Source organism: Paracoccus sp. P2 (assembly GCF_046335115.1).
GTDB lineage: Bacteria > Pseudomonadota > Alphaproteobacteria > Rhodobacterales > Rhodobacteraceae > Paracoccus > Paracoccus pantotrophus.
In genome coordinates this window covers 119,398-133,768 of sequence record NZ_JBGOSN010000007.1, presented here as the reverse complement: position 1 = coordinate 133,768, position 14,371 = coordinate 119,398, and the positions used below count along the sequence as shown (strand labels likewise).

At 68.5% G+C, this 14,371-nt stretch carries 14 protein-coding genes and 1 tRNA gene; 3 read left to right on the top strand and 12 right to left on the bottom strand.

Annotated features, from left to right (window positions below):
- From ACDP63_RS07110 to clpB, 3 genes are all read right to left on the bottom strand, one after another.
- Nucleotides 1–600 (bottom strand): sulfite oxidase heme-binding subunit YedZ (locus ACDP63_RS07110; protein WP_409927877.1); only part of this gene is annotated, 600 nt, incomplete at its 3' end.
- Nucleotides 600–1,496 (bottom strand): protein-methionine-sulfoxide reductase catalytic subunit MsrP, encoded by an 897-nt coding sequence (msrP, locus tag ACDP63_RS07105; RefSeq protein WP_024842884.1) that lies wholly within the window; start codon nucleotides 1,494–1,496, stop codon nucleotides 600–602. The genes ACDP63_RS07110 and msrP, both read right to left, overlap by 1 nt.
- A gap of 132 nt (nucleotides 1,497–1,628) precedes the next feature.
- A complete protein-coding gene (gene clpB / locus ACDP63_RS07100; RefSeq protein WP_024842883.1) occupies nucleotides 1,629–4,256 on the bottom strand; it encodes an ATP-dependent chaperone ClpB in 2,628 nt (875 codons plus the stop codon).
- A 153-nt stretch (nucleotides 4,257–4,409) separates the two neighbouring features.
- Here clpB and pyrF point away from each other — a divergent pair, with 153 nt between their 5' ends.
- A complete protein-coding gene (gene pyrF, locus ACDP63_RS07095; protein WP_024842882.1) occupies nucleotides 4,410–5,102 on the top strand; it encodes an orotidine-5'-phosphate decarboxylase in 693 nt (230 codons plus the stop codon).
- On the opposite strand, the gene ACDP63_RS07090 is transcribed toward pyrF, so the two are convergent.
- From ACDP63_RS07090 to ACDP63_RS07070, 5 genes are read right to left on the bottom strand one after another with little or no spacing between them, the layout of a single operon-like run.
- A complete protein-coding gene (locus ACDP63_RS07090) occupies nucleotides 5,103–5,732 on the bottom strand; it encodes a glutathione S-transferase family protein (protein ID WP_024842881.1) in 630 nt (209 codons plus the stop codon). It lies immediately after the preceding gene.
- A gap of 52 nt (nucleotides 5,733–5,784) precedes the next feature.
- Nucleotides 5,785–6,180 carry an NUDIX hydrolase gene (locus ACDP63_RS07085; protein ID WP_024842880.1) on the bottom strand — a complete coding sequence of 132 codons (396 nt, stop codon included), beginning with the start codon at nucleotides 6,178–6,180 and terminating at the stop codon, nucleotides 5,785–5,787.
- Nucleotides 6,181–6,200: 20 nt separating this feature from the next.
- A complete protein-coding gene (locus tag ACDP63_RS07080; protein ID WP_024842879.1) occupies nucleotides 6,201–6,473 on the bottom strand; it encodes an NfeD family protein in 273 nt (90 codons plus the stop codon).
- On the bottom strand, nucleotides 6,470–7,357 hold the full coding sequence (locus ACDP63_RS07075) for an SPFH domain-containing protein (RefSeq protein ID WP_024842878.1): 888 nt from the start codon (nucleotides 7,355–7,357) through the stop codon (nucleotides 6,470–6,472). Before ACDP63_RS07075 ends, ACDP63_RS07080 begins: the two co-directional genes overlap by 4 nt.
- 18 nt (nucleotides 7,358–7,375) lie before the next feature.
- Nucleotides 7,376–8,239 (bottom strand): N-formylglutamate amidohydrolase, encoded by an 864-nt coding sequence (locus tag ACDP63_RS07070; protein WP_024842877.1) that lies wholly within the window; start codon nucleotides 8,237–8,239, stop codon nucleotides 7,376–7,378.
- Nucleotides 8,240–8,422: 183 nt separating this feature from the next.
- On the opposite strand from ACDP63_RS07070, the gene ACDP63_RS07065 reads away from it, so the two are divergent.
- Nucleotides 8,423–8,497 (top strand) — tRNA-Val (locus tag ACDP63_RS07065).
- Between the two features lie 84 nt (nucleotides 8,498–8,581).
- Nucleotides 8,582–8,707 (top strand): type B 50S ribosomal protein L36, encoded by a 126-nt coding sequence (ykgO, locus tag ACDP63_RS07060; protein WP_024842876.1) that lies wholly within the window; start codon nucleotides 8,582–8,584, stop codon nucleotides 8,705–8,707.
- Between the two features lie 485 nt (nucleotides 8,708–9,192).
- On the opposite strand, the gene ACDP63_RS07055 is transcribed toward ykgO, so the two are convergent.
- From ACDP63_RS07055 to ACDP63_RS07040, 4 genes are read right to left on the bottom strand one after another with little or no spacing between them, the layout of a single operon-like run.
- Nucleotides 9,193–10,914 carry a peptidoglycan-binding protein gene (locus tag ACDP63_RS07055; protein ID WP_409927876.1) on the bottom strand — a complete coding sequence of 574 codons (1,722 nt, stop codon included), beginning with the start codon at nucleotides 10,912–10,914 and terminating at the stop codon, nucleotides 9,193–9,195.
- 28 nt (nucleotides 10,915–10,942) lie between these two features.
- Complete coding sequence (locus tag ACDP63_RS07050; RefSeq protein WP_024842874.1) at nucleotides 10,943–12,160, bottom strand: phenylacetate--CoA ligase family protein; 1,218 nt, start codon at nucleotides 12,158–12,160, stop codon at nucleotides 10,943–10,945.
- Nucleotides 12,161–12,178: 18 nt separating this feature from the next.
- Nucleotides 12,179–13,003 (bottom strand): ABC transporter ATP-binding protein, encoded by an 825-nt coding sequence (locus tag ACDP63_RS07045; protein WP_024842873.1) that lies wholly within the window; start codon nucleotides 13,001–13,003, stop codon nucleotides 12,179–12,181.
- 58 nt (nucleotides 13,004–13,061) lie between these two features.
- Nucleotides 13,062–14,342 (bottom strand): ABC transporter substrate-binding protein, encoded by a 1,281-nt coding sequence (locus tag ACDP63_RS07040; protein WP_024842872.1) that lies wholly within the window; start codon nucleotides 14,340–14,342, stop codon nucleotides 13,062–13,064.
- Nucleotides 14,343–14,371: the final 29 nt, after the last annotated feature.

The following is a 14,371-nucleotide window of genomic DNA, read 5'->3' as shown; positions in this document are numbered from 1 at the left end:
CGAGTTCCGCCGCCGCGCTTTTCCCAGCAAACGCAGGCCAAGAAGCAAAAGAATCGCCCCAAAAATCGCCAGCGGCCACGATCCCCAAACCTTCAGCGCCCACAGCCAGTGAAAAGCAGCCAGAAGCGCCGCCGGATAGACCAGCCGATGCAGTTGCCGCCAGCGCACGCCCAGGCGGCGGATCGAGAACCGGTTCGAGGTCAGCGCCAGCGCCAGCAGCATGACGAAGGCCAGCATGCCGAAAACCAGATAGGGCCGCTTCACCACGTCCCCGAGCATCTGCGCCCAGAGAAAAGCCATGTCGAAGACCACCCAGGCCGCAAGATGGCAGGCGACATAGGCAAAGCAGATCAGCCCAAGCGCCTGGCGAAAGCGCATCAGGTTCAGCCGCGTCAGCCGCAGCAGCGGCGTCACCGCCAGGGTCGCCAGCAGGAAATAGATCGCGGTGCGGCCCAGGCGATGTTCGATGTCGCGCACCGGATCGACGCCCAGGTTGCCCTGCAGCGTGTCCCAGACCAGCAGCCCCAGCGGGATCAGCCCCGCCAGCCAGACCGCCCAGACCGGAACGTGCCGCAGCCAGCGATTGAGGTGCTGCGGCATCAGTAATGCTTCGCCAGGTCCATGCCCGCATAGAGCCCGGCCACCTGATCGCCATAGCCGTTGAACATCAGCGTCTCCTGCCGGCCACCGAAAAGGCCGCGGCCGATCCGCCTTTCGGTCGCCTGCGACCAGCGCGGATGGTCCACCTGCGGGTTCACATTGGCATAGAAGCCGTATTCGCCGGGCTGCATCATCTGCCAGCTGCAGGGCGGCTGCCTGTCGGTCAGGGTGATCGACACCACCGACTTGATCGACTTGAAGCCGTATTTCCACGGCACCACCAGCCGGATCGGCGCGCCGTTCTGGTTGGGCAGAATGCGCCCGTAAAGCCCGGTCGCCAGGATGGTCAGCGGATGCATGGCCTCGTCCAGCCGCAGCCCCTCGCGATAGGGCCAGTCGAGGATGCGGGTGCGCTGGCCCGGCATCTGCTCGGGGTCGTGCAGCGTGCGGAAGGCGACGAATTTCGCGCCGGGCTGCACGCCGACCCTGTCCAGCACCGCCGCCAGCGGCACGCCCAGCCAAGGGATGACCATCGACCAGGCCTCGACGCAGCGCAGGCGATAGATGCGCTCCTCCAGCGCCGATTCAGGGGCCAGATCCTCGACGCCGTAGCTGCCGGGCCGGTCCACCATGCCGTCGATCGTCACCGACCAGGGCGAGGTCTTCAGGCTGCCGGAATATTGCGCCGGATCGCTCTTGCCGGTGCCGAACTCGTAGAAATTGTTGTAGTGCGTGATGTCCTCAAGGCTGTTCGGCGTCTCGTCGGTCGAAAAGGCCGAGGGCCTGCCCTGCAGCCCCAGGGCAGGCGTCGCCAGCGCCGCCATGCCCGCCGCCAGGAAGGCGCGGCGGTTCAGGTAATCCGCCTCGGGCGTCACATCGGACCATTTCAGCTTCATGGCGCTTCCCCCCCTGTCGCCCGCATATCATGCCACCCGGCGCGCAGAATGCCGATGAAACTCGGCGTGACTTCCGCGCGAGCGCCGGGCCGGAAAAAGGGGCGGATACCGTGCATCCGCCCCTCTCGCGTCTCAGTGCAGCGGCACCCGCGGCCCGCTGTCATCCGCCGAACCCAGATGGGCCGAGGAGACGCGGTTGCCGACGATCAGCCCCTCGGGCCCGGCGCTGACATGCACGGTCTGCCCGTCCAGCACCTCGCCGGCCAGGATCATCTCGGCCAGGGGGTTCTGCAGGCTGCGCTGCATCACCCGCTTCAGCGGCCGGGCGCCGAAAACCGGGTCATAGCCCTCGTCCGCCAGCCATTTCAGCGCCGCCTCGTCCAGCTCCAGCCCGATCTTGTGCTGCGCCAGCCGGCTTTCCAGCTGCCAGAGCTGGATCCTGACGATGCCGTCCATGTTCTCGCGCGTGAGGCGATGGAAGATGATGATCTCGTCCAGCCGGTTCAGGAACTCGGGCCGGAAATGCGCCCGGACCGCATCCATCACCTGCGCGCGCGCCTGGCCGGAATCGGCACCCTCCGGCAGCGCCGACAGCGCCTGCGCACCGAGGTTCGAGGTCAGCACGATCAGCGTCTGCTTGAAGTCCACCGTCCGGCCCTGGCCGTCGGTCAGCTGGCCGTCGTCCAGAACCTGCAGCAGCACGTTGAACACGTCCGGATGCGCCTTTTCGACCTCGTCGAACAGGATCACCTGATAGGGACGCCGCCGCACCGCCTCGGTCAGCACGCCGCCCTCGTCATAGCCGACATAGCCCGGAGGCGCGCCGATCAGCCGCGCGACCGAATGCTTCTCCATGAACTCGGACATGTCGATGCGGACCATGGCGCTGTCGTCGTCGAACAGGTATTCGGCGATCGCCTTGGTCAGCTCGGTCTTGCCGACGCCGGTCGGGCCCAGGAACAGGAAGCTGCCCAGCGGCCGCTTGGGATCGTTCAGCCCGGCCCGCGCCCGGCGCACGGCGTTCGACACCGCCGTCACCGCCTCGGACTGGCCGATGACGCGCTTGCTCAGCACGTCCTCCATCTTCAACAACTTCTCGCGCTCGCCCTCCAGCATCTTGCTGGTGGGAATGCCGGTCCAGCGTTCCACCACCTCGGCGACCTGCTCGGGGCGGACGGTCTCCTCGACCAGCAGGCCGTCGTTATGGCCCTCGGCCTCGGCCAGCTGCCGCTCGAGTCCGGGGATGATGCCATAGCTCAACTCACCCGCACGGGCCAGGTTGCCCTCGCGCTTGGCCTGGTCCAGTTCGGCGCGGGCGCGGTCGAGCTGCTCCTTCAGCGTGCGCGAGCCTTCCAGCTTGTCGCGCTCGGCCTGCCAGCGGGCGGTCAGCGAGGCGGATTTCTCCTGCAGTTCCGACAGCTGCTTCTCCAGCTTCTCCAGCCGGTCCTTGGAGGCGGCGTCGTCCTCTTTCTTCAGCGCCTCGGCCTCGATCTGCATCTGCAGGATCTGCCGATCGAGCTGGTCCAGCTCCTCGGGCTTGCTGTCCACCTCCATGCGCAGCCGGCTCGCGGCCTCGTCCACCAGGTCGATGGCCTTGTCGGGCAGGAAGCGGTCGGTGATGTAGCGATGCGACAGGGTCGCCGCCGCCACCAGCGCAGCGTCGCTGATGCGCACGCCGTGATGCAGCTCATACTTCTCCTTGATGCCGCGCAGGATGCTGATCGTGTCCTCGACCGTCGGCTCCTCGACCATGACCGGCTGGAAGCGCCGGGCCAGCGCCGCGTCCTTTTCGATATACTTGCGGTATTCGTCCAGCGTGGTGGCGCCGACGCAATGCAACTCGCCCCGCGCCAGCGCCGGCTTGATCAGGTTCGCGGCATCCATGGCGCCGTCGGTCTTGCCGGCGCCGACCAGCACATGCAGCTCGTCGATGAACAGCACGATCTCGCCGGCGGCATCCTCGATCTCCTTCAGCACCGCCTTCAGCCGCTCCTCGAACTCGCCGCGATATTTCGCGCCGGCGATCAGCGCCCCCATGTCCAGCGCCCAGAGCTGCTTGTTGCGCAGGCTTTCCGGCACGTCGCCGTCGATGATGCGCAACGCCAGCCCTTCGGCGATGGCGGTCTTGCCGACGCCGGGCTCGCCGATCAGCACCGGGTTGTTCTTGGTGCGGCGCGACAGCACCTGCATGGCGCGGCGGATTTCCTCGTCCCGGCCGATGATCGGGTCGATCTTGCCCTCGGCCGCGGCCTCGGTCAGGTTTCGGGCGTATTTCGACAGCGCCTCATAGCTGTCCTCGGCGCTGGCGGTGTCGGCCGTGCGCCCCTTGCGGATGTCGTTGATGGCGCCGTTCAGCGCCTGCGCCGTCACCTTGCCGGCCGCCAGCGCATCGCGGGCATTGGTGTTGACGATGGCCAGCGCGGTCAGCACCCGCTCGGCGGGCACGAAACTGTCGCCGGCCTTCTTGGCCAGCTTCTCGGCCTCGTCCAGCACCCGCACCATCGAGGGATCGACATAGACCTGCCCCTGCCCGCCGCTGACCTTGGGCTGCTTCGCCACCGCCTGGTCGACGGCCTGGCGCACGGCCTGGGCATCGCCGCCGGCCCGCGCGATCAGGTTGCTGGCAAAGCCCTGGTCGTCATCCATCAGCGCCTTGAGCAGATGCTCGGGCATCACGCGCTGGTTTTCCTCGCGGATGGCGATGGTCTGCGCCGCCTGCAAAAAGCCCCGCGACCGTTCCGTGAACTTTTCCATATCCATATGAAAATCCTTTCCTCAGCCCCCGCTTTGGATCGCCCGCATTGGCACGATCCGGCTCGGGTCTTGCCAGTCACATGGGCAGGAACAAACGGGGTTTCAAGACAGAGGGTTCCCGCCTATAAGCGGCCCGTTTGTCGCAGGCTGAGGTGGAACATGGACGACCGTCTGATCGTGGCGCTGGACGTGCCGAACGCGCTGGCCGGGCTGGAACTGGCCGAAAGGATCGGCGACGCCGCCAGCTTCTACAAGATCGGCCTGGGCATGCTGACCGGCGGCGGCCTGGCGCTGGCCAACGAGCTGAAACAGGAACATGGCAAGCGCATCTTCCTGGACATGAAGTTCTTCGACATCGGCGCCACGGTCGAGGCGGCGGTGAAAGGCATCGCGCAATACGACCTGGATTTCCTGACCGTGCATGGCGACCCGCATGTGGTCCGGGCGGCGAAACAGGGGGCAAGCGGCTCGGGGCTGAAGATCCTGGCGGTGACCATCCTGACCTCGCTGGACCGCGCCGACCTGGATGCCGGGCTGATCGTGCCGGGCGACGTGGCCGAGATCGTGGCGACCCGCGCCGCCCGCGCCTTCGAGGCCGGGGCGGACGGCGTCATCGCCAGCCCGCGCGAAGCAGCCCTGATCCGCGCCCTGCCCGAGGCGGCGGGCCGGCTGATCGTGACCCCCGGCGTGCGCCCGGCGGGCAGCGATGCCGGCGACCAGAAGCGGATCGAGACCCCGGCCACGGCCATCGCCAGCGGCGCCGACCATATCGTCGTCGGACGGCCGATCTGGCAGGCCGCGGACCCGCGCGCCGCGGCTCAGGCGATCCAGGCCGAACTGGCCGGGGCATAATCAGCCGAAATTGCGCTGCATGACCGGCGCCAGATCCTCCCGCGCCGCCGTAGCGCGGGCGATGGACCAGACCTTGGGCGCATGGCCCTCGAACCATTCCGGGCCGGGCTTCCAGTTGGTCATCGCCGCCAGGTAGATATCCAGCGCCGAGAACCGCTCGCCCAGGAACCAGGGCGCGCCCACCACGCCTTCAACGGCGGCCCAAAGCTGCTGCAACCGCGCCGTGGTGGCCTCGCCCAACTCCTTTTGCGCCGCCGGGTCGCTCAGGAACCGCGCCGGATCGTCGCCAAAGGTAAAGCAGGGATAGACCTGCGCCACCAGGAAGATCAGCCAGCGCAGGAAACGCGGCCGCTCGGCGGCCCCGGCCTCGGGCACCAGGTCGTCCCTGCCCGTCATGTCGGCCAGGTACAGCGTGATCGCCGCGCTTTCCGACATGACCCGGCCATCGGGCAGGATCAGCACCGGGATTTGCCCGGCCGGGCTGATCCGCATCAATTCGCGTCTGGCGGCCGGGTCCAGGAACAGATCCGCGACCTCGACCCCCTCGGCATCGAGCCCGTAATGCGCCAGTTGCGCCTCGACGATGGCCGAGCCCCAGCCGTTGCGACGATAAAGCTGCATGCGGGACATGGCTGCCCTCCTTGCTGCGGGTGGCCCGATCATGCACGCCGCGGGGCGATTCTCAAATCCCGCAGCCGGCACCGGCAAGGACAAGCCGCACTCGGTCGCGGAAATGCGGCACGGCGCGCGGATGGGCGACGAATTCCGCAACCGGCATCATCCGCCATTCCTGCCCCTCGCCGCCAAAGCGGATCACCGCGATCTCGGTCGCGGTGATCGTGCCGGAAAACAGCCAGGACAGCCGACCGGGCTCCGAGACCGAGGGAAAGGCCCGCCCCGCCAGCCGCCCGGCCGCAAGGCGCAGCCCGAATTCCTCGTCCAGTTCGCGCAGGGCGCATTCGACCGGCGACTCGTCCGGCTCGGCCCCGCCGCCGGGCAGATCCCAATGCGCCGGAAAGGGGATCCAGCCGTAATCGTCGCGCAGGCAGGTCAGCAGGCACGCGCCATGGGTCAGCACCAGCTTGGCGCCGGCAAAGCCTAGTTGTCGTTGATGTCGCGGGTCCAGCGCCGCACCTCGCCGCGGTTCTTGCCGAAGATGCGCCGCAACGCCAGCCAGATCACCCCGGTCAGGACCGCCGTGACCACCAGCGCCATCGGCAGCCCGCCGGGCCACAGGCCCAGAAGCAGCGCCAGCCCCATCAGCAGCACCGCGCCGGCCAGGCCCAGGAAGAACCAGCCCGGCAGCGCCAGTTCCACCGCCGCCAGGATCAGCGCCGCGATGATCCAGATCCAGCCGTTCGCCCAGCTCATTTGCCACCCCGCAGCATGCGGAAGGCGTCGCCCAGCGCCTCGACGGCCGAGGCGGGGACGATCACCGTCTGCTTGCCCTGCCCCTTGCCGACCTCGGCCAGCACATCGACCTGGCGCATGGCGACCTGGTATTGCGCCGCCTCGATCCCGCCCTCGCGGATCGCGGTGGCGATGGCCGCGGTGGCATAGGCCTCGGCATCGGCCAGCAGGCGCTTCGCCTTGGCCTGCTGCTCGGCGGCGTAAAGATCGCCGTCGGCGGCCAGTTCCACGGCGCGGCGGCGGCCCTCGGCCTCGGTCACCTGGGCGCGGCGGGCGCGTTCGGCATTCAGCTGTTGCAGCATGGCGGCCCGCGTCGCCTCGTCCAGGTTGACGTCCAGAATCTCGGCCCGCGTCACCTCGATGCCCCAGTCATCGACGATATTGGCCAGCGCGTCGCGGATGCGCTCGATCAGCTGGGCGCGGTTCGACTGCACCTGGTCCAGCTCCATCGCGCCGATTTCCGAGCGCACGATCCCCGCCACCGTGGTGGTGATCGCCGCATCCACGTCGCGGATGCGATAGACGGTCTTTTCCGGCTCGATGATGCGATAGAAGACGCTGGTTTCCACCTGCACCAGCACGTTGTCGGCGGTGATCGCGTCCTGGCGCGAAGTCGGCAGCTGGCGTTCCAGCACCGAGATCCGATGCGCCACCCGGTCAAGGAAGGGAACGATGAAATTGATCCCCGGCCCCAGCACCGCATGCAGCCGGCCGAAACGCTCGACGACGTATTTTTCCGATTGCGGGACGATGCGGACGGCGCGGCTGACGGCGAACAGGATCACCACCGCCAGCACGATCAGGGCGATGTTCTGGCCGATCATCTCGGCGATTTCGGGCGGCATCGCATTTCCTTTCCTTGGTCACTCGGCGGCGAAGGCCGCGTCGCTGGCATCCGGGCGCAGCCGCGCCAGCCGGGCGACGACGCGGCCAAAACGGGTCCGGAACAGCTCGAAATCCGGGCGCGGCTCGATCCGCCCCTCGTCCATGTAGAGCGAGCGGTCCAGTTCCAGTTGCACGACATGGACATTGTTGCGCGGCCGGCCATAGGTCTGGGTGATATAGGCGCCGGAAAAGGGCGAGTTGCGCCGCAGCCGGAAGCCCTCGGCCGCCACCGCCTCGGCCACGCCGGCGCTGATCCGCGGCGCGGCCGAGACGCCGTTGCGGTCGCCCAGCACCATGTCGGGACGCGGGCGCGGCAGATGGGTCAGCGCATCGCGCGGCATGGAATGCATGTCGATCAGGATGGCGCCGCCGAACTGCGCCACCGCCTCGTCGATCAGCGCCGAAAGCGCCCGGTGATAGGGATGCCACAGCCGGGCGATGCGGCTTTCGGCCTCGGCCCGCGGGATCGGCCGGTCGTGGATGACGCGCCCCTGCGAGACGACGCGGGGAATCACCCCCAGCCCCGCCATGATCCGCGGATTGCTGATCCCCGGCGCGGCGCCCGACACCACCAGGGGGTCGATCTCCTCGGGGCCGCGGTTCAGGTCCACCACGCAGCGCGGCACCCGCGCGGTCAGCATCATGGCGCCATGCTCCAGCGCCGGAGCGATCAGCCGGTCCACGAAGGCATCCTCGGACGAGCGCAGCTGCTGCGCATCCAGCCGCGATTCGGCCAGGAACCAGTCGGGATAGGCCCGGCCGGAATGCGGCGAGGCAAAGATCACCCCGCCCAGCCACGATTGCGGCCGCATCAGATCGAAGGTCGGCTCTTCCCTGGTCATCCTGGCTTTCCCCGGCGGCGCAGACGGCGCCATTCTGGACGGTCGAGACAGGAAGATTTATAAACCATGATCGAGGAAGGCCAATAGCCGTCGATTGAGGGCTTGAAACCCCTGGGCGAGGTGGCTATAGACACGCCGATCCAGGCGATCTGGCGGCGCAGGCTGGCAGAATCACCTGACGGGGGGCGGTTAGCTCAGCGGTAGAGCACTACGTTGACATCGTAGTGGCCACTGGTTCGATCCCAGTACCGCCCACCATTCATTTCGCGCCCCCGAGGCTTTTTCGGGGGTATTTCGTTTTCAAGGCGCGACCTAGCGATGCGCCGCGATAGGAGAAGACCGATGAAGGTTCGCAATTCGCTCCGCTCGCTCAAGAGCCGCCACCGTGACTGCCAAGTCGTGCGCCGCAAGGGCCGCATCTACATCATCAACAAGACCAACCCGCGCTTCAAGGCCCGCCAGGGCTGAGAACGGCCGGTCGGCTGAATCCCGGAACGCCCGCAGGCCCTGTGCCGCGGGCGTTTTCGCATTTCGGCCCTGGTGCGCAGCAAGTGGGGGCTGACTGCCCCCACACCCCCGTGGATATTTCCACAAGGAAGAAGATGGGAAGCGCGACAGGGCCGACCCGCCGTCAACGCGGCAGGGATCCGGGCGAGATCCTTGGGCCACCGCAGCGGTCCGGCAGGATCGCCGCGGCGGCGCGGCAGGGGGCGGCGCGCAAACCGCGGACAGATGCCGGCGAGTGGCTGGCTGGCGGCAAGCGTTCACTCCCCCAGTCGGAGCAAGGCGGCACGGCGCATGCCCTAGCCCAGGGCGGCCATCGGTGCAAGCAGCACGAACCCCGCGAAGGAAATCAGCGCCGCCAGCTCGCCTTGCAGGCGTTGCAGGGCACCTGCGCCGCGATGCAGCCCCTGCCGGCATGACGAAAGCGCGATGCTTCCCGTTGTCAGCGACTAGTGCAGGACATCCGCCAGCAGGCCCGAGATCGTCTGCCGGGTCACATAGCCGGTGACGCGCAGGTTGCGCGCCGCCTGGTAGCGGCGCAGCGCCGCGCGGGTTTCCTCGGTGAACTCGCCCTCGGCCGGACCCGGCTGCATGCCGGCGGCGCGCAGCCGCTCCTCGATCAGGCGGCGGGTCGCGGGGGTGAGGTCAAGCCCCGCCTCTTCACGCCGCGCCGCCTCGACGCCGGCGCGCAGGGTGGCAAGGCGTTCCCGCGCGGCCGGCGCATGGATGCCCGAGGGGAAGCGTTCCAGATAGGTCTCATAGGCCGCGGCCGAGCCCTGGCGGCGGGCCCAGCGCCATGTCGCCTCGTCGCCATGGGGGGCGTCCTGACCGGTGCCGGCCCCGGCCAGCTGGCGTCGCGCCGCCTCGGCATGGATGCCCTGGGGATAGCGGTCGAGATAGGCGCGCAGCCCCCCGGCATCGCCGCTTGCGCCGCTTTGCCGCCAGAAGGCGCGATCCTGGGCGGCGGCCTCGGTGGCGCGGCCTTCGGCCTGCTCGGCGATCATCCGCACCTGCGGCCCGGTCAGGTGGCCGGTGACGGCCAGCCCGTTGGCGCGCTGCCAGCCCGAAATCGCCAGGCGCGTGCGCGGGCCGAAGACGCCGTCGGCCGCGCCCGGCTGCAGGCCAAGCCGGGACAGGTGGCGCTGGACGGCCGCCCGGCCGGCCGGGCCGAGGGAAAGCGCCTGTTCGGCCGCCACCGCCGACGCGGGCTGCGAGGCGGGCCTTGCGGGTGGGACGGGGCGCAATTCGGCCAGCCGCTTGCGGGCGGCGCCGGCATGGGGCCCGGCGGGAAACTGCTTCAGATAGGTCGCATAGGCGGCGGCCGTATCGGTCGCGGCAGCCAGGCTCCAGGCGGCGCGGTCGGCATGGCGCACCCCCGGCGCACGGCCGATCTGCGCCAGCCTGTCGCGCGCATCCGCGGCGTAGATCCCCTGCGGAAAGCGCGCCAGATAATCCCGATAGGCCAGGGCGGTATCTGCCACCGCGGCCTCGGCCCAGGCGTCGCGGTCATCGGCCAGGGCGTCGGCAGCCTTGCGCGGCGGCACCGGGCGCAGGTCGCCTGCAGCCTCGGGCAGCAGGGAAAGCGCCCGGCCGGCGCTGGCCTGGGCCAGCGTCGCCCCGTCCAGCAGCCGGGCCAGGGCGCGGGCGCCGGCCTCGGGCGGGCCGGTGACGACCGAGACCCCGGCCGGCGGCCGAAGCGCGCCGATGCCGTTTTCCAGCCCCGGCCGGTGCGGCATCTGCTGCGCATCGGTGCCCAGGATCAGCACCGCGCCCGGATCGCCCCCCGCCATCAGCCGCATGACCAGCGACAGCGGCACGCCCTGCCCCCCGGCCGCCGCCGGGCCGGGCGTATCGGCATCGGTGCCCATGAACCAGGTTTCCTCGGCATCATGCAGGAAGCGGCCGTTCAGCGCCACGATGCGCGCGCCGGGATCGGCATCGGCGCGGGCCAGCGATTCAAGCAGCCGGCGCAGCGGCCGGGCCTCGAGATCGAGGCCCTGCTGGGTGGTGAAGCCCGCCTCGCGCAGCGCCTTTGCCAGCGCCATGGTATCCGAGCCGGCCAGGTCGGGGGCGCTGCGATAATCGGCATTGCCGATGATGACGGCGCGATTCTCGGCCCAGGCGGGCGCGGCCCCGACCAGGGCGGCAAGCAGGACGGCAGCGATGCGCATCGGGCAACCTCATTCCGGGGGGCCGGAATCAGTCGTAGCTGCGCCGATCCTCGATCACCTTGCCGTCGTTCGGCAGCGAGCCCGGCGCAACCAGTTCCACCCGGCCGCGAAGTTTCAGTGTATCCAACACCGTTCCTTCGTATCTTGCCGCATCATCGGCCCCGGTTTCCAGCAGCACCGTCATCACATCCATGTCCCCGGCGCGGTCTGCGACCACACGAGCGCGTGAGATTTCCGGGTGGCGGGCCACCAGCGCCGCCACCTGCTCGGGGCGCACGAACATGCCCTTGATCTTGGTGGTCTGGTCGGCGCGGCCCATCCAACCCTTGATGCGCATGTTGGTGCGCCCGCAGGGGCTGGCCCCCGGCAGCACCGCCGACAGGTCGCCGGTGGCAAAACGCAGCAGCGGATAATCCGGGTTCAGCGTGGTGACGACGACCTCGCCCACCTCGCCATCCGGGACCGGGGTGCCGGTGCCGGGGCGGACGATCTCGACGATCACCCGCTCATCCACGATCATCCCCTCCATGGCCGGCGATTCATAGGCGATCAGGCCCAAGTCGGCGGTGGCATAGCATTGCGTCGTGGCGATGCCGCGATCCGCGTAACCCTGCCGCAGGCTGGGAAACAACGCCCCGCCCGAGACCACGGCGCGGGTCAGGCGCAGCCGCTCGCCCAGTTCATCGGCCTTGTCGAGCATGATCTTCAGGTAATCCGGCGTTCCGGCATAGACGGTGGTGCCGATGTCCGCCGCGGCGCGGACCTGCAATTCGGTCTGGCCGGTGCCGGCCGGCAGGGTCGCGGCCCCGACGGCGCGGGCGGCGCTTTCGAACATCATCCCCGCCGGCGTCAGGTGATAGCCGAAGCAGTTGTGGACGATATCGCCCCGGCCCACGCCCGCCGCATGCAGGAAACGCCCCAGCCGCCACCAGTCCTCGCCGCGCCGGCCGGGCTCGTAGATCGGGCCAGGGCTCTGGAAGACGTTCTCGAAATCCGGGGCCGGCCGGGTGGTGAAGCCGCCAAAGGGCGGCATGGCCTTTTGCGCGGCCGAGAGTTCGGATTTGCGGATCACCGGCAGCCGGGCCAGCGCCTCGCGCGTGGTGATCCGGCCGGGCTCGACATCGCCCAGAAGGCGCGCCAGCCCCGGCGCCGTGCCGGCGCGGGCGACGGCGGCGGGCAGTTCGGCCGCCAGCCATGATGCCCGCTCGTCGGCGCTGCGGGTTTCAAGCTTGTCATAGAATGCCATGGGGGTGCCTTTCTGCGCTCAGGCCAGCCAGCGCTTGCGCCGGCGATAGGACCGCACGTCGCGAAAGCTCTTGCGGCCCTGGTCGGACATGCCGAGATAGAATTCCTTGACGTCCGGGTTCTCGCGCAGCGCATCCGCCGGCCCGTCCATCACCACCCGGCCGCTTTCCAGGATATAGCCGTAATGGGCATAGCGCAGCGCGACATTGGTGTTCTGCTCGGCCAGAAGGAAGGTCACGCCCTCGCCCTCGTTCACCGCCTTCACGATCTCGAAGATCTGCTCGACCAGCTGCGGCGCCAGGCCCATCGAGGGCTCGTCCAGCAGGATCGTCTCGGGGCGCGACATCAGCGCCCGGCCCATGGCGCACATCTGCTGCTCGCCGCCCGAGGTATAGCCGGCCTGGCTTTTCCGGCGCTCCTTGAGGCGGGGGAAATAGGAATAGACCATCTCGAGATCGCGGGCGATGGCGGCGCGCCCGTCGCCGCGGGTATAGGCACCGGTCAGCAGGTTCTCCTCGATGGTCAGGTGCTCGAAGCAATGGCGCCCCTCCATCACCTGGATCACGCCCTTCCTGACCAGGCTGGCCGGGTCCAGCTCCTGCACCCGTTCGCCGCGATAGCTGATCGTGCCCTTGGTGACCTCGCCGCGCTCGGAATGCAGCAGGTTCGAGATCGCCTTCAGCGTCGTGGTCTTGCCCGCGCCATTGCCGCCCAGAAGCGCGGTGATGCCGCCCTTGGGCACCGACAGGCTGACGCCCTTCAGCACCAGGATGACGTGATTGTAGATCACCTCGATATTGTTGACCTCAAGCAGGGTCTCGCGTTGCGGCGCGGCGTCGAACATGGACTTTCCCTCCAGGCGCGGGTGAAAGGCCCCGGCGGCGGACCGCCGGGGCAAGGGATCAGCAGCGCGGCGAGATGCCGGCTTCCTTGGCATAGGCCTCGCTGTCTTCCAGGATCAGCGGGTCCAGCACCTCCTGGTCCGGCTCGGTGAACTCGGTGATCAGGCTCCACTTGCCGGCCGAGGCGTCCCATTGCTGCAGCCGCGCCATGCCGCTGCCGCCGTGGTTGTCGCAGGTCATCTTGATCTCGGGACCGAAGTCCGGCAGGCCCAGCTCGGCCAGGCGCTCGGGCGTGATGTCCAGCGCCTCGAACCCGTCGCGCAGCTGCGCCGGCGTGATCTGCGGCGTGCCGGCCAGTTCCTGCGCCTTCTTGATCGCCTCGGCAATCACCACCGCCGCATACATGCCGCGCGAATACAGCACCGAGCCGACGAACTGCCCGCCCTGCGAGGCCTTGCCCGGCTCGATGACATGTTTCTTCATGTCCTCATAGATCGGGTAATCCATGCCGACGCCGTGGAACGTCAGCGCCTTGTAGCCATTGGCGCCGGCGCCCACCGGCTTCACGTCCACTTCCGAGCCCGACCAGTAGGTGCCGATGAAATTCTCCATCGGGAAACGGATGTTGGCGGCCTCCTGGATGGCGGTCTGGTTCATCACGCCCCAGCCCCACATCAGCACGTAATCCGGCTTGTCGCGGCGGATTTGCAGCCATTGGCTCTTCTGCTCCTGGCCGGGCGGATCGACCGGCAGCTCGGTCAGGGTGAAGCCGTGCTTCTTGCCAAGCTCCTGCAGGGTGCGGATCGGCTCCTTGCCATAGGCCGAGTTGTGATAGACCAGCGCGATCTTCTTGCCGTTCAGGTCGCCGCCGTTCTGGTCCAGCAGATACTTGATCGCCACGCTGGCACCGTCCCAGTAGTTCGCCGGGGCGTTGAACACCCATTCGAAGACCTTGCCGTTCTTGGCCGAGGTCCGGCCATAGCCCGGCGTGTAAAGCGGGATCTTGTCCGCCGCGACCTTGGGGATCAGCTGATAGGTGATGCCGGTGGACAGCGGGTTATAGACCAGCGCGCCCGAGCCCTTGGTCGCCTCGTAGCACTCGACGCCCTTTTCGGTGTTATAGGCGGTCTCGCATTCCGGGGTCCGGACCCTCTCGCCGCCGATGCCGCCGTCGCGTTCGTTCAGCAGGGTGAAGTAGTCGTTGAACCCATCGGCATATTGCGTGCCGTTCGCGCCATAGGGCCCGGTGCGATAGCTGAGATTGGGCACCACCAGGTCGGCCATGGCCGGGGCCGCCGCCATGACGGCGCCCAATGCGACAGTTGCGAGTTTCAGTTTCATCTTGGTCTCCTCCCCAAGGGTTTTCTGGT